Source organism: Niveibacterium umoris (assembly GCF_014197015.1).
In the GTDB taxonomy this organism is placed as follows: domain Bacteria; phylum Pseudomonadota; class Gammaproteobacteria; order Burkholderiales; family Rhodocyclaceae; genus Niveibacterium; species Niveibacterium umoris.
On record NZ_JACIET010000001.1, the window covers coordinates 777,899 to 797,990 of the forward strand.

The 20,092-nt window shown below is 64.7% G+C and carries 20 protein-coding genes; 8 read left to right on the top strand and 12 right to left on the bottom strand.

Translation table 11 applies throughout. The features are described 5' to 3' along the window. From lpdA to GGR36_RS03445, 3 genes are all read left to right on the top strand, one after another. Entirely contained in the window at positions 1-1,425 is a 1,425-nt protein-coding gene (gene lpdA / locus GGR36_RS03435) for a dihydrolipoyl dehydrogenase (protein WP_183631846.1), read from the top strand. A gap of 74 nt (positions 1,426-1,499) precedes the next feature. Further along, positions 1,500-2,612, top strand: a complete 1,113-nt coding sequence (gene zapE, locus GGR36_RS03440; RefSeq protein WP_183631849.1) for a cell division protein ZapE — start codon at positions 1,500-1,502, stop codon at positions 2,610-2,612. Between the two features lie 48 nt (positions 2,613-2,660). Further along, a complete protein-coding gene (locus GGR36_RS03445) occupies positions 2,661-4,619 on the top strand; it encodes a DNA repair helicase YoaA (RefSeq protein WP_183631852.1) in 1,959 nt (652 codons plus the stop codon). Positions 4,620-4,681: 62 nt separating this feature from the next. On the opposite strand, the gene GGR36_RS03450 is transcribed toward GGR36_RS03445, so the two are convergent. Genes GGR36_RS03450 through ompR form a run of 6 tightly spaced genes read right to left on the bottom strand, consistent with a single transcriptional unit; the run spans position 4,682 to position 8,754 of the window. Beyond that, complete coding sequence (locus GGR36_RS03450) at positions 4,682-5,509, bottom strand: peptidylprolyl isomerase (protein WP_183631855.1); 828 nt, start codon at positions 5,507-5,509, stop codon at positions 4,682-4,684. Continuing rightward, positions 5,499-5,813 carry a BolA/IbaG family iron-sulfur metabolism protein gene (locus GGR36_RS21815; protein ID WP_183631859.1) on the bottom strand — a complete coding sequence of 105 codons (315 nt, stop codon included), beginning with the start codon at positions 5,811-5,813 and terminating at the stop codon, positions 5,499-5,501. The genes GGR36_RS03450 and GGR36_RS21815 overlap by 11 nt, the downstream gene beginning before the upstream one ends. Beyond that, on the bottom strand, positions 5,810-6,109 hold the full coding sequence (locus GGR36_RS03460; protein WP_183631861.1) for a YciI family protein: 300 nt from the start codon (positions 6,107-6,109) through the stop codon (positions 5,810-5,812). The genes GGR36_RS21815 and GGR36_RS03460 overlap by 4 nt, the downstream gene beginning before the upstream one ends. Continuing rightward, positions 6,109-6,645, bottom strand: coding sequence for a septation protein A (locus GGR36_RS03465; RefSeq protein WP_183631863.1), 537 nt, complete (start codon positions 6,643-6,645; stop codon positions 6,109-6,111). The genes GGR36_RS03460 and GGR36_RS03465 overlap by 1 nt, the downstream gene beginning before the upstream one ends. A gap of 29 nt (positions 6,646-6,674) precedes the next feature. Beyond that, positions 6,675-8,024 (bottom strand): ATP-binding protein, encoded by a 1,350-nt coding sequence (locus tag GGR36_RS03470; RefSeq protein ID WP_338086614.1) that lies wholly within the window; start codon positions 8,022-8,024, stop codon positions 6,675-6,677. A gap of 4 nt (positions 8,025-8,028) precedes the next feature. Next, positions 8,029-8,754, bottom strand: a complete 726-nt coding sequence (gene ompR, locus GGR36_RS03475; RefSeq protein WP_183631877.1) for an osmolarity response regulator transcription factor OmpR — start codon at positions 8,752-8,754, stop codon at positions 8,029-8,031. Between the two features lie 227 nt (positions 8,755-8,981). On the opposite strand from ompR, the gene GGR36_RS03480 reads away from it, so the two are divergent. The 5 genes from GGR36_RS03480 to GGR36_RS03500 all read left to right on the top strand — a co-directional run bounded on the left by GGR36_RS03480 (position 8,982) and on the right by GGR36_RS03500 (position 12,914). Beyond that, positions 8,982-9,287, top strand: a complete 306-nt coding sequence (locus GGR36_RS03480) for a hypothetical protein (protein WP_183631880.1) — start codon at positions 8,982-8,984, stop codon at positions 9,285-9,287. A gap of 110 nt (positions 9,288-9,397) precedes the next feature. Further along, complete coding sequence (locus tag GGR36_RS03485; RefSeq protein WP_183631882.1) at positions 9,398-10,951, top strand: acyl-CoA carboxylase subunit beta; 1,554 nt, start codon at positions 9,398-9,400, stop codon at positions 10,949-10,951. Positions 10,952-10,962: 11 nt separating this feature from the next. Then, positions 10,963-11,310 (top strand): hypothetical protein, encoded by a 348-nt coding sequence (locus GGR36_RS03490; RefSeq protein WP_183631884.1) that lies wholly within the window; start codon positions 10,963-10,965, stop codon positions 11,308-11,310. Positions 11,311-11,318: 8 nt separating this feature from the next. Beyond that, a complete protein-coding gene (locus tag GGR36_RS03495) occupies positions 11,319-11,699 on the top strand; it encodes a biotin/lipoyl-containing protein (RefSeq protein WP_183631886.1) in 381 nt (126 codons plus the stop codon). A gap of 9 nt (positions 11,700-11,708) precedes the next feature. Next, positions 11,709-12,914, top strand: coding sequence for a sodium ion-translocating decarboxylase subunit beta (locus GGR36_RS03500; protein WP_183631888.1), 1,206 nt, complete (start codon positions 11,709-11,711; stop codon positions 12,912-12,914). Here the strand turns inward: GGR36_RS03500 and GGR36_RS03505 are convergent. The 6 genes from GGR36_RS03505 to GGR36_RS03530 all read right to left on the bottom strand — a co-directional run bounded on the left by GGR36_RS03505 (position 12,911) and on the right by GGR36_RS03530 (position 19,327). Beyond that, complete coding sequence (locus GGR36_RS03505; protein ID WP_221229484.1) at positions 12,911-14,485, bottom strand: wax ester/triacylglycerol synthase family O-acyltransferase; 1,575 nt, start codon at positions 14,483-14,485, stop codon at positions 12,911-12,913. The two genes, GGR36_RS03500 and GGR36_RS03505, sit on opposite strands and share 4 nt — an antisense overlap. 28 nt (positions 14,486-14,513) lie before the next feature. Next, on the bottom strand, positions 14,514-15,326 hold the full coding sequence (locus tag GGR36_RS03510; protein WP_183631890.1) for an esterase/lipase family protein: 813 nt from the start codon (positions 15,324-15,326) through the stop codon (positions 14,514-14,516). Between the two features lie 62 nt (positions 15,327-15,388). Continuing rightward, the gene (locus GGR36_RS03515; protein ID WP_244971036.1) at positions 15,389-16,126 is read right to left on the bottom strand and encodes an HAD family hydrolase; all 738 of its coding nucleotides are present in this window, start codon (positions 16,124-16,126) and stop codon (positions 15,389-15,391) included. A gap of 78 nt (positions 16,127-16,204) precedes the next feature. Continuing rightward, positions 16,205-16,795 carry an LOG family protein gene (locus GGR36_RS03520; RefSeq protein WP_183631892.1) on the bottom strand — a complete coding sequence of 197 codons (591 nt, stop codon included), beginning with the start codon at positions 16,793-16,795 and terminating at the stop codon, positions 16,205-16,207. Between the two features lie 27 nt (positions 16,796-16,822). Next, complete coding sequence (gene recD, locus GGR36_RS03525) at positions 16,823-18,652, bottom strand: exodeoxyribonuclease V subunit alpha (protein ID WP_242533095.1); 1,830 nt, start codon at positions 18,650-18,652, stop codon at positions 16,823-16,825. A gap of 132 nt (positions 18,653-18,784) precedes the next feature. Then, positions 18,785-19,327, bottom strand: a complete 543-nt coding sequence (locus GGR36_RS03530) for a GNAT family N-acetyltransferase (RefSeq protein ID WP_183631896.1) — start codon at positions 19,325-19,327, stop codon at positions 18,785-18,787. Positions 19,328-20,092 lie beyond the last annotated feature (765 nt).

A 20,092-nucleotide genomic window follows, 5' to 3' on the forward strand; every position in this document is an offset into this window, starting at 1 on the left:
ATGGCTCAGGAATTCGATGTACTGGTAATCGGCGGCGGCCCTGCAGGCTATGTGGCGGCGATCCGTGCCGCGCAGCTTGGGCTGAAGACAGCCTGCTGCGAGTTCAATGCTTACGCCGACCCGAAGGGCGAGCCGCGACTGGGGGGCACATGCCTCAACGTGGGTTGCATCCCGTCGAAGGCGCTGCTCTATTCGTCAGAGCTTTATGACCATGCGACGCATGCCTTCCTGATGCATGGCATCAAGGTCGAAGGTGTGTCGATCGATGTGCCGTCGATGATCCGCCGCAAGGACAACATCGTCACGCAGCTCACCGGCGGCATCAAAGGGCTGTTCAAGAAGTACAAGGTGAACTTCCTGGCCGGTCATGGCAGCTTCATCGCTGAAGTCGACGGTCTGTGGAAGATGAAGGTCGGCAACGAGGAGGTGCTCGCCAAACACGTCATCGTCGCGACCGGCTCGCGCGCCCGCCACCTGCCGGGCATCCCGGTCGACAACGCCTTGGTCGTGGATAACGAAGGCGCACTCAAGACCGAAGCGGTGCCCAAGCGCCTGGGTGTGATCGGCGCCGGTGTGATCGGGCTGGAGATGGGCAGCGTCTGGAAGCGGCTCGGCTCCGAGGTCACGATCCTTGAAGCGGTGCCGGACTTCCTTTCGGCGGCCGATCAGGCGGTTGCGAAGGAAGCGTGGAAAGTCTTCACGAGCAAGCAGGGCCTGAAGATCCATCTCGGGGTGCAGATCAAGGAAGTCAGCACTGGCCCGAACGGCGTGTCGATCAAGTACGAGAACGACGACGGCGATCAGATTCTCGAATGCGACAAACTGGTCGTGGCGGTCGGTCGCGTGCCGAACACGGACGGCCTCAATGCTGCAGCCGTCGGTTTGAAGCTCGATGCCAAGGGCCGCATCGAAGTCGACGACCACTGTTCGACCAACCTGCGCAACGTGTGGGCGGTCGGCGACGTGGTGCGCGGCCCGATGCTGGCGCACAAGGGCATGGAAGAAGGCGTGATGGTGGCCGAGTGCATCGTCGGCCAGGCCGGCCACTGCAACTACGACACGATCCCTTGGGTCATCTACACCCAGCCGGAGATCGCCTGGGTCGGCAAGACCGAACAGGATCTGAAGGCCGCCGGCATCCCGTACAAGGCCGGCCAGATCCCGTTCATGGCCAACGGCCGTGCGCTGGGGCAGGGTGATACCACCGGTTTCGTGAAGGTGCTTGCGCATGCCGAGACCGACCAGATCCTTGGCGCCCACATCATCGGTACCAATGCATCGGAGCTGATCGCCGAAGCGGTCGTCGCGATGGAATTTGGCGCTTCGGCGGAAGACATGGGCCGTATCTGCCATGCCCATCCGACCTTGTCCGAAGTGATGCACGAAGCGGCGCTTGCCGTGGATAAGCGCACGCTGCACTTCTAATGCTCGCACCTCTGGCGGCCGTTCACCGGTCTATCGACCGAGAACGGCCGCCTTTCGTTTCAAGAAGCACCCTCATGCCGCATCAGATTCTGAACGTCCCAGAGTTCGGCGTCCGCGACGCCTACGAATCCCTGCTCAAGAGCCGCGGGTACAAGGCCGATGTCGCGCAGCGCGGCGCCATTGCGCGCCTGCAAGCGCTTTACAACGACCTCCTCGCCTTCAAGGCGGTGCGTCGCAGCCGCCTGCGCAAGCTCATCTTCAATCCGCATCCGCCGCGTAGCGTCTATCTCTGGGGCGGTGTCGGGCGCGGCAAGAGCTTCATCATGGATTGCTTCTTCGACGCGGTGCCCTATCAGCGCAAGCGTCGGGTGCACTTCCATGCCTTCATGCGTGAAGTCCACGAATCGCTGCGCAGCTTCAAGGACAGCGAAGATCCGCTGATACAGGTCGCCGAGCGCATCGCTCGACAGACGCGCTTGCTGTGCTTCGACGAATTCCATGTCTCCGACATCGCCGATGCGATGATCCTTGGGCGGCTGCTCGATGCCCTGTTCCAGCGCGGCGTGATATTCGTGATGACGTCAAATTACCCTCCCGACGGCCTCTACCCGAACGGCCTGCAGCGGCAGAACTTCCTGCCGACGATCGATCTGATCAAGCGTCGTTTCGACGTACTCGAAGTCGACCATGGCACCGACTACAGATTGCGCGCGCTTGAACGGATGGATATCTACGTCGTTCCCGCCGGCCCGCAGGCAGATGAGCAACTGGCCGGCGAATTCCGGCAGATTGCAGGGGCAAAAGGGACTGCGGCCGAAATCGAGGTGCTCGACCGTCCCCTTGCCGCCAAGCGGGTTCATGAAGGGGCGGTATGGTTCGATTTTGCAACCCTGTGTGGCGGGCCGCGTTCGCAGAACGACTACCTAGAGCTCGCGCGGCGCTACCACACGGTGATCCTGTCGGACGTACCGGTCATGTCGCGCGAACAAGGCAACGAAGCCCGACGCTTCACCTGGCTGATCGATGTGCTGTACGACTGCCGGGTCAAGCTCATCATCAGCGCTGCGGCGCAGGCACCGGATCTTTACCGCGACGGACCCAATGCGCAGGAGTTTCCCCGTACGGTGTCGCGGCTGATCGAAATGCGCTCGCGTGAGTACCTGGCCGAACGCCATCGGCCTGTCTGAGGGCGCGCGGCGGCCGTGCTACCATCGCCGGCCAACGCGCCCGCAGCCATGAAAGAACTCTCCTCTTACTTCGCCGAAGACGGCGCGCTCGCCCAACGGATTGCCGGTTATCGTGCCCGCCCGCAGCAGTTCGAAATGGCGCAGGCGATTGCCGACGCGATCAAGGGCAACCGGGTGCTGGTGGCTGAAGCCGGTACCGGTACTGGCAAGACCTTTGCCTATCTGGTCCCCGCCTTGCTGAGCGGCGGCAAGGTGATCCTCTCTACCGGCACCAAGACGCTGCAGGACCAGCTTTTCCACCGTGACCTACCGGCCGTGCGTGACGCGCTGCGGGTGCCGGTGAGCGTGGCCTTGCTCAAGGGGCGCGCCAACTACCTCTGCCATTACCACCTCGACCGTGCGCAGAGCGACGGGCGCTTTGCCACACGCGAAGACGCACTGCACCTGCCAAAGATCGTCCGCTGGGCCAAACACACGGCAAGTGGTGACAAGTCAGAGTGCCCCGACGTGTCGGAAGACGCCGGTGTGTGGCAGCAGGTCACCTCGACCCGTGACAACTGCCTCGGGCAAGAGTGCCCCAACGTCAAGGACTGCTTCGTGCTGGCCGCTCGCCGCGCCGCCCAGGAAGCGGAAGTCGTGGTCGTCAATCACCATCTGTTCTTCGCGGATGTGATGCTGCGCGACACTGGCCTCGCCGAACTGTTGCCGGCATGCAATACCGTCATCTTCGACGAAGCGCATCAGCTGCCCGAGACGGCCAGCCTGTTCTTCGGCGAAAGCGTGTCGACCGGGCAGGTGCTTGATCTGGCGCGCGATACACGGCATGAAGCGATTGCCGGGGCGAAGGATTTCATGCCCCTGCAGGACGTCACGCGCACGCTGGAAAAGGCTGCGCGCGATCTGCGGCTGGCCTTTCCCGGTGACAACCAGCGGTTGGGCTGGAATCAGCTTGCTTCGCTGAAGGCGTTGGAGCCTGCGCTCGATGCCCTTGAAAAAGAAGTTGCCGGGTTTGCGGCCTTGCTCGAAACCCAGGCGCAGCGCTCAGAAGGGCTGGAACGTTGCTGGCAGCGATGCTCCGAACTGGCCGAACGCCTGCAGCGATGGCGCTTGCCGCCGGGACCAGAGTTGGTGCGGTGGGCTGAGGTCTACAGCCAGTCTGCCGCACTGAATGCAACGCCGCTGCATGTGGCGGGCCTATTCCGCAAGCAACTCGAAGGTACCGCCCGTTCGTGGATCTTTACCTCGGCGACGCTGGCCGTCGGGCGGGACTTTCGCCACTACTGCGCGGAACTGGGCCTGGATGCGCTGGATCCGCCGCCCGAAACTGCCGTCTGGGGCAGCCCCTTCGACTACGCGCAACAAGCCCTGCTGTATGCGCCGGAAGGCATGCCCGATCCGAACGACCCGAGCTATGTCGATGCGGTGGTTGAGGCGGCGGTACCGGTGATTCGCGCGGCGCAGGGTCGTACCTTCGTGCTGTGTACCGCGCTGCGCGCCATGCAGCGGATCCACGACCAGTTGCAATCGCGTTTTGAACGCGAGGCGATGGACTTCCCGCTGTTGATGCAGGGCCAGGGTTCTCGCAGCGAATTGCTCGAACGCTTCCGCAAACTTGGCAATGCCGTCCTCGTCGCAAGCCAGAGCTTCTGGGAAGGCGTCGACGTGCCGGGTGATGCCTTGTCCCTGGTGGTGATCGACAAACTGCCCTTTGCGCCGCCCGATGACCCGGTGCTCGCGGCGCGCATCGAATGGATGCGCGGCGAGGGGCGCAACCCCTTCATGGACTACCAGTTGCCGCGTTCGGTGATCAACGTGAAGCAGGGTGCCGGGCGGCTGATCCGCACCGAGCGCGATCGCGGCGTCCTGATGATCTGCGACCCCCGCATGATCGACAAACCCTACGGTCGCCGGGTCTGGCAGAGCTTGCCGCCAATGGGGCGCACGCGACGTTCGGCAGATGCGATCGCGTTTCTTGAGAGCCTGCCGCCTCCGGCTTCAGCAGCCTGAGGCCAAGCCCGGAAAAACAAAACGGCCCGCGAAGGGCCGTTTTGCTGTGAAGCACGCTTGGATTACTGAATCTTTGCGGCCTTCTTCAGCTCGGCGATGTGGGCTTCGACGGCTTGCTGCTGCAGGCGCTGCTGCAGCTGGCCCTTGACCTGATCGTAGGCCGGCGGCGTGGCGTCGCGCGAGTCTTCGAGCAGGATCACGTGATAGCCGAAGTCGGTCTTGACCGGCTCGGTCGTGAACTTGCCCTTCTGCAGCTTGCCGAGCGCTTCGCCAAACGGCTTCACGTAGGCGTCCGGCGAGTTCCAGCCGAGGTCGCCGCCGTTGTCCTTCGAACCGGTGTCCTTGCTGTCTTTCGCGAGGTCAGCGAACTTGGCGCCACCCTTGAGCTTGGTGATGATCGCCTTGGCGTCGTCTTCCTTCTCGACCAGGATGTGGCGTGCCTTGTATTCCTTCTTGGATGCCTTGGCGGCGATTTCGTCGTAGGCTTTCTTGATGTCCGCTTCCGGAATCGGATGCGTCTTCACGTAATCCTCAAGGTAGGCACCGACGAGCGCCGAGCGTTGCATCAGCTGCATCGCAGTCTGGAAGCGCGGGTTCTTGTCGACGCCCTTCTTCTTGGCTTCCTGGGCGATCACCTCACGGCGGATCAATTCCTCACGGATCGCGTTACGCACTTCGGCATTGTCGGGTGCGCCGCGTTGCATCTGTTCCTGCATGAACAGGTCGGCCTGAGCCTGGGGGATCGCGGTGCCGTTCACCGTAGCAACGGTGCCCGACTTGGCAGCCGGAGCAGCGGCCGGCTTGGCGGCAGCTTTGTCGTCGGCGAAGGCCGCAACCGAGATGGCGGCGGCGACAAGACCGACGATCAGTCGGCTGATTTCACGTTTCATGGGGTTCCTCTGGTTTGGTCGAACTTAGGGGTGAAGCAGATTCGTCCGGCGTTCGCGCGTCGATGGCGAGCGCGTGAATCCGGGCGGGGATCATATCGGCGAGTTGTGAATAGACGTCGCGGTGACGGGCAACGCGGGACTTGCCGGCAAAGGCGTTGGAAACGATGCGCAGATTGAAATGCCCACCGCCGCCCGCTGCGCCTGCGTGGCCGGCATGGCGCGCGCTGTCGTCCTGCAACTCCAGCACCTGCGGCGCAAGTGCAGCAAGACGGGTGCGGATTTCGTCGAGGAGCGGCGAGCTCACGGGAGTACCCGTTTGAACGGGCGGACCGTGGTGTGCACGAATACGCCTTCGGTCACGTATGGGTCGGCAGCCAGCCAGGCTTCCGCTTCCGGCTGGCTCGCGAATTCCGCCACGATCAGGCTACCGGCAAATCCGGCCGGGCCAGGATCAGGGCTGTCGATGGCGGGCATCGGACCCGCAAGGATCAGGCGGCCGGCGTCGGCCAGAGCCTGCAGCCGCGCCAGATGCGCCGGGCGCACGGCAAGCCGTTTTTCGAGACTGGCGGGCGCGTCTTCGCCGAGCAGGGCATACAGCATTACTTGCGTTCCTCGTCCAGATAGCGAGACAGCATCAGGCTCTGGGCGATCACGAACAGGATCATCAGCCCGGTGCCGCCGAAGAGTTTGAAATTGACCCAGACCGATTCAGAAAACTGGTACGCCACCGCGATGTTGATGACGCCCATCGCCGCGAAGAAGGCCATCCACGAGTTGTTCAGCTTGACCCAGGCTTCTTCCGGCAGCTCCAGCTGCGAACTGAAGATGGACTTCATCGGATTGCGCTTGAAGCCCCAACGCGTGACAGCCATCGCAACGGCCATGCCCCAGTAGATGATTGTCGGCTTCCACTTGATGAACGTCGGGTCATGCAGCACCAGGGTCAGCGAGCCGAAGATCACCACGATGACGGCGGAGAACCACATCATCGGTTCCACCTTGCGGCGTATGGTGAGCGCCCACCCCAGCTGGATCACGGTGGCCGCCATCGCCACCCCGGTCGCGACATAGATGTCCGCGAACTTGTAGGCGACGAAGAACAGCAGAACGGGGAAGATCTCGAACAGGATTTTCATATCAGCCGCGCATTATAGCCATGTGGGGTTCAAGCGCCGCCGGCGGCACGAAGGGTGGTGATCAGGATCTGCGCCTGCAGGCCGCCACCGCTGCGCGGCAGCAAGTCCAGCCGCCCGCCGTGGGCGCGTGCGACGCGGTCGACGATGGCAAGGCCCAGTCCTGATCCACGCGCGTCGGTACGGGCAGCTTCGAGTCGGGTGAAGGGCCGCTTCAGGCGTTCAACCTGGTCCGGCGGGATGCCCGGCCCGCGATCGAGCACCGACAGCACGATTCCAGCATTGCGACGTTCGCAGCAGACTTCGATCGGGCTTTCCTCGCCGGCGTAACGCAGGGCGTTGTCAATCAGATTGGAGAGCGCGCGGCGCAGCGCCTTGGGTTTGCCCTGAAAGCACATCTCGCAGTCATCCACCGCCCCGGCAACGACGTTGGCCAGTCCGCGACGCTGGTAGCTCGCGACAAGATCGTTTGCGAGCGCGGCACCGTCCATCTCGACCTGGTTCTCGTCAGCGCTGCCGCGCGCGAAATCGAGGAACTGGCCGATGATCTTGTCCATTTCTTCAACGTCAGCCGACATCGCATCCACGTCGTCCTGATGCGCGCCCGTCATCTCGATGCCGAGGCGCAAACGCGCCAGCGGCGTGCGCAGATCATGCGAAACACCCGCGAGGATCAAGGCGCGATCGGATTCGAGTTGGGCGAGGTCATCCGACATCTGGTTGAATGCCCGGCTCACTTCGATGATCTCGCTCGGGCCTTCTTCCGCAAGCCGTGGTGCCGGTTCGCCGCGGCCGATCATGCGGGCTGCCTGGGTGATTTCCGCGAGCGGCCGTGCGACGCGTCGCACGATCACGTAAGCCCCCAGCATCGCAAGGACGCCCGCGGCGATGCCCCAACCCAGCCACTCGGCCTTGCGCACACGTTCGAAACGCTCGCGCGGCAGCATCACCCAGAACAGGTCTGCTGGATCGTCGGGGTCAATCTGGAAGCTGACCCAGATGCCTTCGATGCCTTCGCGACTGCCGGCAAAACGGGTGTTGTTCCCCAACTGCCGACGCACTTCGGTCTCGATCACGTTGATGGTGGGCGAGTCGGGCAGGGGGCCGAGCTCGTCGCCGGGTTCGGCCGGATAGATGCGGATCCCTTCCTGCACCGACAGGTCGCGCAAGAGCGCAAGACGCAGCAGCGGGTCGGCGTTGACCAGGGCGGCGCGGGTCAGGTTCACCACGCTGACCAGCATCTGGCCAAGCTGCCGGGCCCGCGGTTCGGACTCGAAACGGACGAACAACTGATACCAGGCGCCGAGGGCCAGGCCGATCAGCAGCGCAATCAGGAAGAAGGTGCGCCACAGCAGACTGCGTGGCGCGAATTGAACCGTCACCAACCTAGCCGCGCTGGCCGTCCGGGACGAAGACGTAGCCGAAGCCCCACACCGTTTGCAGGTAGCGGGGGCGTGACGCTTCTTCTTCAACCAGCTTGCGCAGCCGGGAAATCTGCACGTCGATCGAGCGGTCGAAGGCGTCGTATTCGCGGCCGCGTGCAAGTTCCATCAGCTTGTCGCGCGACAGCGGCTGGCGCGGGTGCTGCAGCAAGACCTTGAGCAGCGCGAACTCGCCGGTGGTGAGCGACATTTCCTCGCCGTCACGGGTCAGCGACCGGGTTGCAAGGTTCACCGTGACGCGGCCGAAGCTCACCACCTCTTCGTCTTCGGTCGGTGCGCCGGGCGGTGTGCGCGGCTTGCGCCGCAGCACGGCATGGACACGCGCGACCAGCTCCCGCGGATTGAAGGGCTTGGGCAGATAGTCATCCGCGCCCATTTCGAGGCCGACGATGCGGTCGACTTCGTCGCCCTTGGCCGTCAGCATGATGATCGGCAACTCGTTGCCGTTGCCGCGCAGGCGTCGGCATATGGAAAGGCCGTCTTCGCCCGGCAGCATCAGGTCGAGTACCAGCAGGTCGGCGTGCTCGCGCGTCAGCGCCCTGTCCATGGCTGCAGCGTCGGCAACCGCCTTGACGCCAAAACCCTGCTCTTCAAGATAGCGCTCGAGCAGGTTGCGCAGGCGGGCATCGTCATCAACGATCAGAATGCGGTGGCGTTCTTTGTTTTCCATGGCGCAATCGTAACGGGTCGGGCGACGCGTCGCCAGCGCAGGCGAAGTAACCGTTCGTTGCGGAATCCGCGACATGAAACACCTCGTTACAAGAAGATGACTGTCCCGAACATATGATTCGACGCCACAGGGGAACATGCGTCCACCGGGCAGGGATTCGATGCCCTGACTGTCAAGCGAGGATTCAGATGGAGATACCGATGCGGCGAAGATTGAGTGGCGTGGTCATGATGACCGTGCTGCTTTGCTTCGCCCATCCGGTCCGTGCCGAGGGAATGCGCTTCGGACATGGCTTTGAACGGCATCAAGGGCAGAGCCCGCTGCGCGAGGAACTTCGGGCAGAGCGCCGTGAGACGCGTCAGGCTTGGCGAGATCGCCAGATCGAGGGCGCCGATGATCCGAATCGTGCGCGTCGTCTTGACGCGCGCTTCGAACAGGAAGGACCCGGCCAGGCGCGACGCCTGACCCCGGAAGAGCGGCGCCAGCTTCGCCGCGAGCTGCAGGACGCCGCACGCGAACTCTACAGTCGTTGATGGGTCCTTGGGTCGCGCTTGATGGCCATCAAGCGGCCGATGTGTTGCAGGGCGTAGCTTGTCGCTTGTGAGCCGCGCTTCTGCGTCGGCTCCGGATTGGCGAGGCTGTCATGACCCTTCCCCCGAAACTTGCCCAGCTGCTCGATCAGCGGCGCGCGGCGATCATGGCCTCAGGCGGGAGCGACAAGCTTGCCGCACGGCACGAAAAGGGACAGCTCGGCGCGCGCGAGCGCCTCGATGCGCTGTTCCAGAGCGGCACCTTTCAAGAGTTCGGCACCCATGTGCAGCACGATGCACACGCGTTCGGCATGGAAGGCAAGGTCTTGCCATCTGATGGCGTGGTTACCGGCACTGGATTCGTCGATGGGCAGCATGTTGCCGCATTCAGTCAGGATTTCATGGTGCACGCCGGCACCTTGGGAAAGGCACACGCAAACAAGATCGTGCGGCTGATGCAATTCGCGCTCAGCCAGGGCATACCGCTCGTCGCGTTCAAGGATTCCGGTGGTGCCCGCATCCAGGAGGGTGTCGATGCACTCTCTGGCTATGGCGACGTGTTCTACGCCAACGTGCTGTTGTCTGGGGTGGTGCCGCAGATCGCGGCGGTGCTTGGGCCATGCGCGGGCGGCGCCGCCTATTCGCCGGCACTGATGGATTTCATCGTGATGACGCGCCGCAACGCGCAGATGTTCATCACCGGGCCGGAAGTCATCAAGGCAGTCACCGGCCACGCCACCACGATGGACGAGATCGGCGGTGCCGAGATGCACGCCAGTGTCAGCGGCAACGTGCATTTCCTCGCCGAAGACGATCAGCATGCGATCGCAATCGTCCGCGCCTTGCTGTCGTATCTGCCGGCCAATAACACCGAAGACCCGCCGCACCGGCTTGACCCCGGCCTCGACCTTTCTCTCGATGAAGGTCTCGACGCGCTGGTGCCCGATGAATCGAACGAACCGCTCGACATGTATGCGGTCATCCGCCGATTGGTCGACGACGGCGATCTGCTCGAGGTGCACGCCAGCTTTGCGCGCAACATCATCGTGGGGCTGGCGCGGATCGGCGGCGTGGTGGTCGGCGTCGTCGCGAATCAGCCGCAGGTGATGGCGGGGGCGCTCGATATCAATGCGTCGGACAAGGCCTCGCGCTTCATCCGCTTCTGCAATGCCTTCAACATTCCGCTCGTCACGCTGGTCGACGTGCCGGGCTTCCTGCCGGGGGTCGAGCAGGAACGTGGCGCGATCATCCGCCATGGCGCGAAACTGCTGTTTGCATACGCCTCCTGCACGGTTCCTAAGATCACGCTGGTGCTGCGCAAGGCTTATGGCGGTTCTTACCTTGCCATGTGCAGCCAGGAGATGGGCGCGGACCTGGTATTTGCCTGGCCGACCGCCGAGATTGCGGTGATGGGGGCTGACGCGGCGGTCACACTGCTGCATCGCCGCGAGATCGCCCAGTCGGAAGATCCGGTCGCGCGCGCGGCCGAGTTCGCGGCCGCGTATCGCGATGAGTTCGCCTCGCCCTATGCGTCTGCGGCCCACGGTTACATCACCGATGTGATCCAGCCGCGTGAGACGCGCGCCGCGCTGCGACTTGCGCTGCGCAAGACGCTCGCCAAACGCGAGCGGCGCCCGGCGAAGAAGCACGGCAACATTCCCCTGTAAGGCTTGCCGGCATGTCGCTACCGATTGCCCTACAGATCTACCTGCTCGCTGCGGTGGTCAGTTTCGCAGTGGCGGGGCTGATCCATGTGCTGGTCCGTGTGCTCGAAGCCACCCGAAGCGCGGGGGGCGACAAGAATGGCGGCGCCCAGCCTGGCTTTGCCACGGCGAGTGCAGGCGGAGGCGTGACACCCGCTCAAGTGGCCGCAATCGCCGCCGCTCTGTCCGAAGTGCTGGGCGATGCACGCATCGTCCGCATCGAACCGGCCGAGGGGCGCCATAACTGGGTGACCGGGGCGCGCAGCGCGCTCCACGACTCTCATCATCTTGCCCGCTCGCCGGGCCGCAGCGCGAATCAGTGAGGTTCGGCATGGAACGTACTTTCCGGGTCACCGTGGATGGGCAGCCCTTCATGGTCACCGTTGAAGAAGTCGAAAACCCGGGCGGCAACGCGCAAGCGCTGCCCGCGGGCGGTGCGGTCAGCGGAAGCGTCGGCATCGCGCCGCCCACGCCTGCGCAGCCTGAGGCCGCACCCGCTGTGGGCGCAGTGATCAGTCACCTGGGCGGCACGGTGGACGAAGTCTATGTCCGTGTCGGGCAGGTCGTCGCTGCAGGCGAGCGTCTGGCGACAGTCGAGGCCATGAAGATGAAGAACGCGATCCTTGCCAGCGCTGCCGGTACCGTACGCTCGGTCGAAGTTGCGGCCGGCGATACCGTGTCGGCGGGGCAGGTTCTGCTGCGCCTCGGTTGAGGCGGCGCGATGCACGACATCCTGAACTTCCAGCTCTTCCAGGGGGTCGCTACGCTTGTCGCGGCGGAACCCAAGATCGCCATCGGCCGCATCGTGCTCATCATGCTCGGCTGCCTGCTGGTCTGGCTGGGCAAGAAGGGCATCCTCGAAGAGCTGCTGATGGTGCCGATGGGGCTGGGCATGGCAGCGGTGAACGCGGGTGTGCTGTTCGTATCCCCCGGCAAGGCCGCGACCCTGTTTGTCGATCCGCTCGCGAACGGTACCGACGCCGTCATGAACCAGCTGCAGATCGACTGGCTGCAACCGATCTATACGCTGATGTTCAGCAACGGCCTGATCGCCTGCCTGGTGTTCATGGGCATCGGTGTTCTGCTTGACGTGGGTTACGTCATGGCGCGGCCGTTCCAGAGCATGTTCCTCGCGCTGTGCGCGGAGCTGGGCACGGTGCTGGTGTTTCCGATCGCGCTGGCGATGGGCATGACGCCCGGCCAGTCCGCCTCGGTGGCACTGATCGGCGGTGCCGACGGGCCGATGGTGCTGTTCGCCTCGCTGGTGCTGGCGCGCGAGCTGTTCGTGCCGATCACGGTGGTCGGCTACCTGTATCTGGGTCTGACCTACGGGGCCTATCCCTGGATCATCAAGGCGCTTGTGCCGGCGCACATCCGCGGCATCTCGATGGCCGAGACCCAGGTCAAGCCGATTCAGGCCTCGCACAAACTGGTGTTCGCGGTGGTGGCCTGTGTGGCGCTGTGTCTGCTGTTTCCGGTCGCCGCGCCCTTGTTCCTGTCGCTCTTCATCGGCGTGGCAGTGCGTGAGGCGGGGCTCAAGCACTACACCGCATTTCTCGGCGAGCAGGTGCTGTACGGCGCGACCTTCTTCCTCGGGCTGACCCTCGGTGTGCTATGTGAAGCTGGCACGCTGCTCGAACCGGTGGTGCTCAAGCTCTTGCTGCTGGGCATGCTGGCCTTGCTGCTGTCGGCGCTGGGCGGGCTGGCCGGAGGTTACGCGATGTACTTCGCGACCAAGGGGCGGTTCAACCCCATGGTCGGGGTCGCCGGCGTGAGCTGCGTGCCGACCACTGCCAAGCTGGTGCAGAAAATCGCGACGGAAGCTTCGCCGACCGCGATGATCCTGCCGCAGGCGCTGGGCGCGAACATCAGCGGCGTGATCACGACCGCCGTGCTCGCGGGCATTTATGTAGCGCTGCTGCGCTAGGCACTTTCGCCTGAGTTTCTAGTTCGGCTAGAGCCGGAAGCGCGCGTGCGTGGCGTGCGGGTCGCGTTGGCCTTGGCTTCAGGCCTGCCGCCCCGGATCAGCACCGGCGCAGCCGCTTTGCGCCGCGGCGCCGATCTGATCGGAACCACCTTGCTTTGCGCGGCAGCCAGATACTCCTGGAAGCTGTCGCGGATCGCCTGCGCGAAAAGCTCCGGCTCCGGCATCTGTTCGCGACAGAAGGTGGGTGACACGATGATCTTGCCGTCGTAGCTCGTGACCGCGAAGACCAGCCCCATGCCGTCGGTGATCGGCATGATCGCCGAGAAGTAGGTCATGCGCGCGCCGATCAGGTACAGCGGCTGGCTCGGGCCCGGCACATTGGTGATGGTGCAGTTCGCCCGCGGCGCACGCTTGTCGACTTCCATCGCCGCGCGGGTCAGGAACTTGCTGGTGAAGGCCAGCGTGGCTGCCGATGCGTGGTGGCGGGTGTCGGTCAGTTCGGTCGCCGAGACCGCGTGCTCCAGCAACTCGTGCTCGGTCTGCTCCTTGATCATGCGCAGCCGCTCGACCGGGTCGGCGATGTCGGTACCCAGTTGCACCCGGATCCATGCGACCTCGCGCGGATCGCCCGCTTCGCTGTCGGCGTCGCGCATGTACACCGGCGCCATCGCCCACAGGCTTTGCTCGGGCAACTCGCCCTGCAGGTCGAGGAAGCTGCGCAGGGCGCCGCCGCACACGGCCAGCACCGCGTCGTTGATGCGCGCGCCCGGCACCAGATTGCGGATCAGCTTGAAGTCGGCAAGCGGAAAACGACGCGTATCGAACGCCCGATACGGCGACACCGGCGCGTTGAAACGCGTCAGCACGATGCGCGAGGGTTTGTTCAGCACGTCGTGGATGAAAGTGCTCACCATCGGCGCCAGCGTACGCACCAGGTTCAGCCCCGGCCGCACCAGGCGGCTCGGCGGCCACACGCTGCCGACCAGGCCACGCGCCATCATCGTCAGTTCGCCGGGCGGCGTTTCCGGGTACCAGGGCTCGGGTGGCTCGATCGGATTCGGCTGGGGCGATGTGTCGTGCAGCAGCGAAGTGATTTCGCTGCCGTGTTCAACGTCCAGCGCGGCGTGGTGCAGTTTGGTGACGATCGCAAAGCTGCCGGGCGGCAGGTCGACAAAACTGTCCAGCCCCTCGATCACATACATTTCCCACAGGGGTCGGTTCAGGTCCAGCGGGCGCGCGTGGATGCGCGAAACCTGGATGCAGAACTGGCGCCAGTCGCCCGGCTTGGGCAGGGCGATGTGGCGGACATGGAACTCCAGGTCGAAGTACTCGTCCTCGATCCAGTACGGAAAGTCGAGGTCGAACGGCAGCCGTTTGAGCTTCTGGCGGAAGATCGGCGACTGGTGCAGACGGCCTTCGATGTGGGCCAGGATGTCCTTGAATCGGATGCGCCCGCCCGGCGCCGTCGACTGATCGTAGATGTGGATCAGCGTGACGTTCGAGTTGGCGTGCGCGTTGTCCGAATACAGGAAAGCGGCATCGTGTTGGCTGAGTTGGCGCATGGCAGTCATCGTGCGGGCGGCGATTGGGTGGCGGCGATCAGATCGGAAGCGCGTCGTGGGTCAGCAGGCGGTACAGCCGCCCACCAAGCCCGGTCGGTTTGAACGGCTTCCAGTCCCCTTCCGGTTGAGACAGCCGATCCGCGACGATGTTCATGACCACCGCGTTGAAGCCGAGGCCGAGGTGGCTCCCCGGCACGCGGATGTTCTCGTGGATTTCCGGATTGCCATCGATGGTCGCTTCCTGAGGCGGAATGACACCGTCGCTCAGCGAGTAGAGGCAACTCATCGGAATCGGCAGGGTCTTGGCTTGCCGCAGATCCTTCGCTTTCGGTTGCGCAAGATGGCCGTTCGGACCCAGCGGATGCGCAATCAATCGGTAGATCGCCTTGACCAGCGGCGGCGACTGGCTGCCCTCGGCGCCCATCGTCACCGGGCTGCCGAGCGTGACGATCGAACGTACGCATTCGGGCGCGGCGGTGGCGCCGTACAACGCAAACAGGCCACCCAGGCTCCAGCCGACCAGGCTGACCTTGCGCCCGCTCTTAAAGTGCATGAAGCGGATCTTCTGCTGCAGCGCATTGGCTTGCCGCGTCTGGAACCCCAGGTTGCGACCCAGGCCCCAGGTGTGGACGTCGTAGCCGCGGTTCCGCAGGAAGATCTTGAGGGCAATCATCGAGCCCTCGTCACCGAGGAAGCCGGGCAGCAGCAGCACGGGATGGCCGTCGCCGCGCTCGGCGCTCGCCAGCAAGGGCAAGCCCGCCGGCAGGGCGGCGATTTCAAGCAGTGCGCGCGGCTCGATCAACGAATGCAGCGTGTGCGGCGCACCGGTGTGACTGTGTCGGGTCGTCATGACCAGACAGTTTGTTTCACATTCGTACTGATTGCAAAGGCAGCGGTCGTTCGCGGGACATTTCAGGCCGCAGCGGCCTGCCGTTGCTGCGGTGCGGCAAGGTCCAGCGCATTGCGTACCCGTTCGCAGAATTCCTCCGGCGAACGCGAGATCACCTCGTCCGGTACCTCGAATTTCTTGGTGAGCCGTTTGTGATCCTCGAAACCGTAGGACACGATGAAAGGGTGCATCCCCGACGCCACTGCAGCATTGAAATCGCTGACCTCGTCGCCACAGGCGTAGCAGCGCGCCGGGTTGATCGCAAAGCGTTCGCGCGCCATCTTGAACGGGTGCTTCTTCTCGTCGCTCAGGCTCAGGCAGGCCATGAAGTCGATGGCGGTGAGGTCGATGTCGTGGCGGGCGAAGAGTTGTCGCAGCGTGGTGGCCGGCTCGAAGGTCACGTTCCGAGTGACCAGTCCGACGCGGATGCCCGGCGCCTGGATCAGATCGCGCATCAGGCTCGCCACACCGGGGTAGAGCTGGGCTTCTTCCCGGTACACCTCGGTCAGCGTAGTCAGGATCTGCTTGCGGCTGTGCTTGCCGAACTGCTTCTTGAGATTGCCGGGGAATTCCTTGATGCCGCCGAGGTACTTGAACAGCTTGCGGCGCTTCTGGAAGCGTTCCAGGTCGCCGATCTCCATGCCGTGTCGGGCGAAGGTCGTATCGATCGCGCTGAACGCATCGATCGTCGTGCCGTCCGCGTCAAACAGGATCAAGCGTTCCTTGCTGGTGTACATGGCCATCGTCTCCGAGATGGCCATGATTCTGCGGCGTACATATCACTGAAATATTAAGGCGCCGCGCCTGTCGCGCAACCCGTTGCGGGCAGTGCCGCCCGCTCAACCTTGCTGCGAAGTCAGCGGCGGAGCGACCCAGTCATCGACCGGCGCTTGCCAGGTACTCATCGCCGCCAGCAAAGCCTCTGGCGTGTCACCGACGCAGAACAGATCAAGGTTCTCGCGCTTGACGAAACCTTCGTCGACCATGTGTCGCACCATCGCCAGCAGCGGTTCGTAGAAGCCGTCGACGTTCAGCAGCCCGATCGGCTTGCGGTGGATGTGCAACTGGCCCCAGGTGATGATTTCGAACAACTCGTCGAGCGTGCCGAAACCGCCGGGCAGGGCGATGAAACCCTCCGCGCGTTCGGCCATGGCCGCCTTGCGGGTGTGCATCGAATCGACCACCAGCATCTCGGTCGCGCCGCGGTGTTCGAGTTCGCGTTCCACCATGAACACCGGGATCACGCCGAACACGCGCCCGCCGGCCGCCAGCACCGCATCGGCCACCGTGCCCATCAGGCCGACATGCCCGCCGCCCCACACCAGTTCGATCCCTTCACGCGCGAGCGCGCGGCCGAGTTCAACGGTGGCATCGCGATACACCGGGCGGCTGCCATCGCGGGCGCCGCAGAACACACAGATGGAATTCATGGGAACGATCCGTCGGGCTCGCAAAGCTCAGACTCTAGCAAGCGAGTGTGAAACTCGTTCGCGCGCCAACTGGCCGCCCAGGCCAGAGCGCCGCCGCGTCGGCGTGCGGCAGGCTTGTTCGAACACCTGGTCGTCGCCGGATATCTCCACTGCCTCGGTGGCGCGGGTCACCGCGGTGTAGACCAGCTCCCGCGTCAGCACGGCGCCGGCGCTTTCCGGCAAAAGAAGATGCACCCGCGCGAATTCCGAGCCCTGCGATTTATGCACCGTGATCGCGAAGGCGTCCGCGTGTTCGGGCAGGCGACTGGGTGTCAGGTAGCGCCAGTCGCCGTCCGCTTCCGGAAAGGCCACCGCAAGCGCGCCGTCCGGCCCCAGCACGCAGAGCCCGATGTCGCCGTTGAACACCCGCAAGGCGTAATCGTTGCGCAGGATCATCACCGCGCGGCCGCGGTACCACGGGCTGCTGCTGGCCGGGCCGGTGAGCCGGCGCACGCGGCTGCCGACCAGCGTGTTGATCGCCGCGACACCGCGTGGTCCGGCCTGTACCGCGCACAGCACGCGGAAGCGCTCCAGCGCCTGCATCAGCGCGGCCGGGTCGCGCGCGGTGGCGGCGTCACCCAGGGCGGCGAAGTAGGGCGCATAGCCCGTGAGCAGGGCCTCGCGCACCGTATCGCCGGGGGCATCGCCCGCATCGTCGAACCAGCGCAGGGCGCCGTTTTCGCCCGCTTGCAGCCACGCCAGCGCGGCCTCGCCCCGTCCTGCGTTGATCTCACCCGCTAGTCGCCCGATGCCCGAATCGGCCCGAAAGCGTCGGCTCTCGGTGAGCCACATCACCGCATCCGGCAGGGCGGCCGGCGGGCCGTCGTGGTCGATCAGCGTGTCGGTTTCGCCACCGGCCAGCGCGGCCAGCGTGGCGCTACAGGCTGGCGAGAATGCCATCGTGGAAGACAGCTCGGCAAACACCGCGCCGGCCTCCACCGCGGCAAGCTGGTCCTTGTCGCCGAGCAGAATCAGCCGCGCGCCGGTGGGCATCGCTTCGACCAGCCGCGTCGCCAGCGCCAGATCCAGCATCGAGGCTTCGTCCACCACCAAGGCATCGATCGGCAGCGGGTTGTCGCGATGGTGGCGGAAGCGCCCGGCCTCGCTGGTGACACCGAGCAGGCGGTGGATCGTCCACGCCTCGTTCGGCAAGCGTTCACGGATCGCCGCGGGCAGGTCCGCGGTGCGGCGGCGCAGGGTATCCATCATCCGCGCGGCGGCCTTGCCGGTGGGCGCCGCGAGCGCGACCCGTGTGTCCGGCTGCAGCGTCAGCAGGGCCGCGAGCAGGCCGACCACGGTGTGCGTCTTCCCGGTACCCGGCCCGCCGGAAATCACCGTCAGCCCGCCTTGCAGCGCAAGTGCCGCGGCCAGCTTTTGCCGGTCCGGCCCGCTGCGTGGTGCGTCGGCGGGGAAGAGTTGGTCGAGCTGGGCACGCAGGCGCGCGATGTCGGCATCGGCCAGCCCAAACGGCTGCGCCAGCGCATGCAAGGCGGTCGCGAGGCGACGTTCGTAGTCGTGGTAACGCCACAGGTACAGGCGGCCGCTGCCATCGGCGAACAGGGGCGCCGGTTCGGCGGAAGCGTCGTCCGCCACCACGCCGGTCGCGATCAGCGCGGCGTGCAGCTCATCCGGTGGCATCGCCTGCCACGGCGGCGGCAGCCCATCCACATGGGCGCAGACATGGCCCTCGGCGGTGGCGGCCGACACCAGTCGCGCGGCGGCTTCGGCGAGGGCGACGGCGGGCTCGCTGGCGCCGGCGCGCTGCGCCCAGCGGGTTATGTGGTGGGCGAAGCCGTCAGGCAGGGGGGAAGTGGGCATCATTGAAGCCCGCTTTCGAGATGCATTCGGTTCGACCTTGCTTCGGACGGGAGCAGGCAGGACCGGTGCCTCGGTGCGGCAGAGAGCTGTCTGCGGCTAGTACGCAATTTGGATACGTTGTCGTTGAGCGCTCTAGAAATCATCGCGGCAGAGCCCGAATACAGCGGTGTCACGTGGCGTCGTCGAGATGTTCGGACGAATTGTCGCCATTCTTAACGTGCCTTCATGCGCCAGCCCCGACCGACCGAGCGTGGCGATCGAGCGAGTGTTCTCAGTATCCGTTGTGGCACAGATCCTGAAGATATTTGGCTGGCGTTTTGCCCATCCAACGATTAGGGATGTAGCAGCCAAGGCCAAACCCTTGCCCCAGAACATGGGGAGCAAAAAGTAGCCGAAATCCGCCGTGCTGCCTCTCACCCGCAAGGCGATACATCCGGCGATCGCGCGTTCGTTCGCGGGTTCGATGACCCAATGGAACTCATCTCCTGAATCCCACCGTGCGGCGCAACCCGAAAAGAATCCCTCGGTCTCCGATACATCGGTGTGTCGTGACCATTCCATGAAATGCGTGACTGCGTCGCTGCTCGTTGCGTCAAAAACGCTTCGAGCGTCGGCCGCTGTTGAACGCCTTAGCCGGACGAGGTCATTGGCGAGGACGGCAGGTGGATGTTTCATGGCTTGACGTTCGGTTCATCGACGAGCATTTCGATTTGGGCCGGGAAGGTTGGGCTGAGTCGCGCGAAGCCCTCCTTTGGGGGGCGGCTTGCGATGGGTGTTGGTGATTTGCTGGCGTGCGTTGGCCGGGAGTCCGTCCCGGCGGCCGGGTTCCTTTCTCTTGCTTGCCCAAGAGAAAGGAACCAAAGAGAAGGGCACCCGGCGTTCGCGGTCAGGCGCAAGCGCCTGACTTCCCTCGCGTGCTCGCGAAGTCGGGCGGCTGCGGAACTCGGCCCTGCGGGCCTCAGACAGTCCTCGCCGTCGGCGCTGCGCGCCGATCCCCCGACCCCGCTGCGCCACTCGGCGCTCTCGACGGGACCCAAAGTCAAAACCATCTGTTGATCGACGCGGCCGGGTTGTTCGTAGCCGGGTTGGAGCGGAGCGGAATCTGGGGCTGCTGCCGTCAACGGTGCAACCGCACCTCCCGGACTCCGGCCTTCGGCCTGTGTCCGGGCTACGGAAACAAGGAAACGGTCAATCGTCGACGCCTTTCCATCCCCCTCTGAAACGCCGAGCAGCGCAGCGTTGCCGGGTTCCGACGTGCGTAGCACGGCGGGGCCGAGGACTGTTCGAGCACCGAGCGAAGCGAGGGCGAGTTCCGCAGGCCCCCGGCGACGCGAGCAGCGCAGGGGACCGTGCGCGAAGCGCGCGGCGTTGAAGCGGGGGGCACTTCTTTGCCTACTTTCTTGTTGCCACAAGAAAGTAGGGCGCCCGCCGGGGCGCGAC

Excerpts from the sequence above, each read along its gene's own strand:
- lpdA (WP_183631846.1), top strand. The coding sequence starts at position 1 with ATGGCTCAGGAATTCGATGTACTGGTAATCGGCGGCGGCCCTGCAGGC.
- zapE (WP_183631849.1), top strand. The coding sequence starts at position 1,500 with ATGCCGCATCAGATTCTGAACGTCCCAGAGTTCGGCGTCCGCGACGCC.
- GGR36_RS03445 (WP_183631852.1), top strand. The coding sequence starts at position 2,661 with ATGAAAGAACTCTCCTCTTACTTCGCCGAAGACGGCGCGCTCGCCCAA.
- GGR36_RS03450 (WP_183631855.1), bottom strand. The coding sequence starts at position 5,509 with ATGAAACGTGAAATCAGCCGACTGATCGTCGGTCTTGTCGCCGCCGCC.
- GGR36_RS03460 (WP_183631861.1), bottom strand. The coding sequence starts at position 6,109 with ATGCTGTATGCCCTGCTCGGCGAAGACGCGCCCGCCAGTCTCGAAAAA.
- GGR36_RS03465 (WP_183631863.1), bottom strand. The coding sequence starts at position 6,645 with ATGAAAATCCTGTTCGAGATCTTCCCCGTTCTGCTGTTCTTCGTCGCC.
- ompR (WP_183631877.1), bottom strand. The coding sequence starts at position 8,754 with ATGGAAAACAAAGAACGCCACCGCATTCTGATCGTTGATGACGATGCC.
- GGR36_RS03480 (WP_183631880.1), top strand. The coding sequence starts at position 8,982 with ATGATGACCGTGCTGCTTTGCTTCGCCCATCCGGTCCGTGCCGAGGGA.
- GGR36_RS03485 (WP_183631882.1), top strand. The coding sequence starts at position 9,398 with ATGACCCTTCCCCCGAAACTTGCCCAGCTGCTCGATCAGCGGCGCGCG.
- GGR36_RS03490 (WP_183631884.1), top strand. The coding sequence starts at position 10,963 with ATGTCGCTACCGATTGCCCTACAGATCTACCTGCTCGCTGCGGTGGTC.
- GGR36_RS03495 (WP_183631886.1), top strand. The coding sequence starts at position 11,319 with ATGGAACGTACTTTCCGGGTCACCGTGGATGGGCAGCCCTTCATGGTC.
- GGR36_RS03500 (WP_183631888.1), top strand. The coding sequence starts at position 11,709 with ATGCACGACATCCTGAACTTCCAGCTCTTCCAGGGGGTCGCTACGCTT.
- GGR36_RS03505 (WP_221229484.1), bottom strand. The coding sequence starts at position 14,485 with ATGACTGCCATGCGCCAACTCAGCCAACACGATGCCGCTTTCCTGTAT.
- GGR36_RS03510 (WP_183631890.1), bottom strand. The coding sequence starts at position 15,326 with ATGACGACCCGACACAGTCACACCGGTGCGCCGCACACGCTGCATTCG.
- GGR36_RS03515 (WP_244971036.1), bottom strand. The coding sequence starts at position 16,126 with ATGGCCATCTCGGAGACGATGGCCATGTACACCAGCAAGGAACGCTTG.
- GGR36_RS03520 (WP_183631892.1), bottom strand. The coding sequence starts at position 16,795 with ATGAATTCCATCTGTGTGTTCTGCGGCGCCCGCGATGGCAGCCGCCCG.
- recD (WP_242533095.1), bottom strand. The coding sequence starts at position 18,652 with ATGCCCACTTCCCCCCTGCCTGACGGCTTCGCCCACCACATAACCCGC.
- GGR36_RS03530 (WP_183631896.1), bottom strand. The coding sequence starts at position 19,327 with ATGAAACATCCACCTGCCGTCCTCGCCAATGACCTCGTCCGGCTAAGG.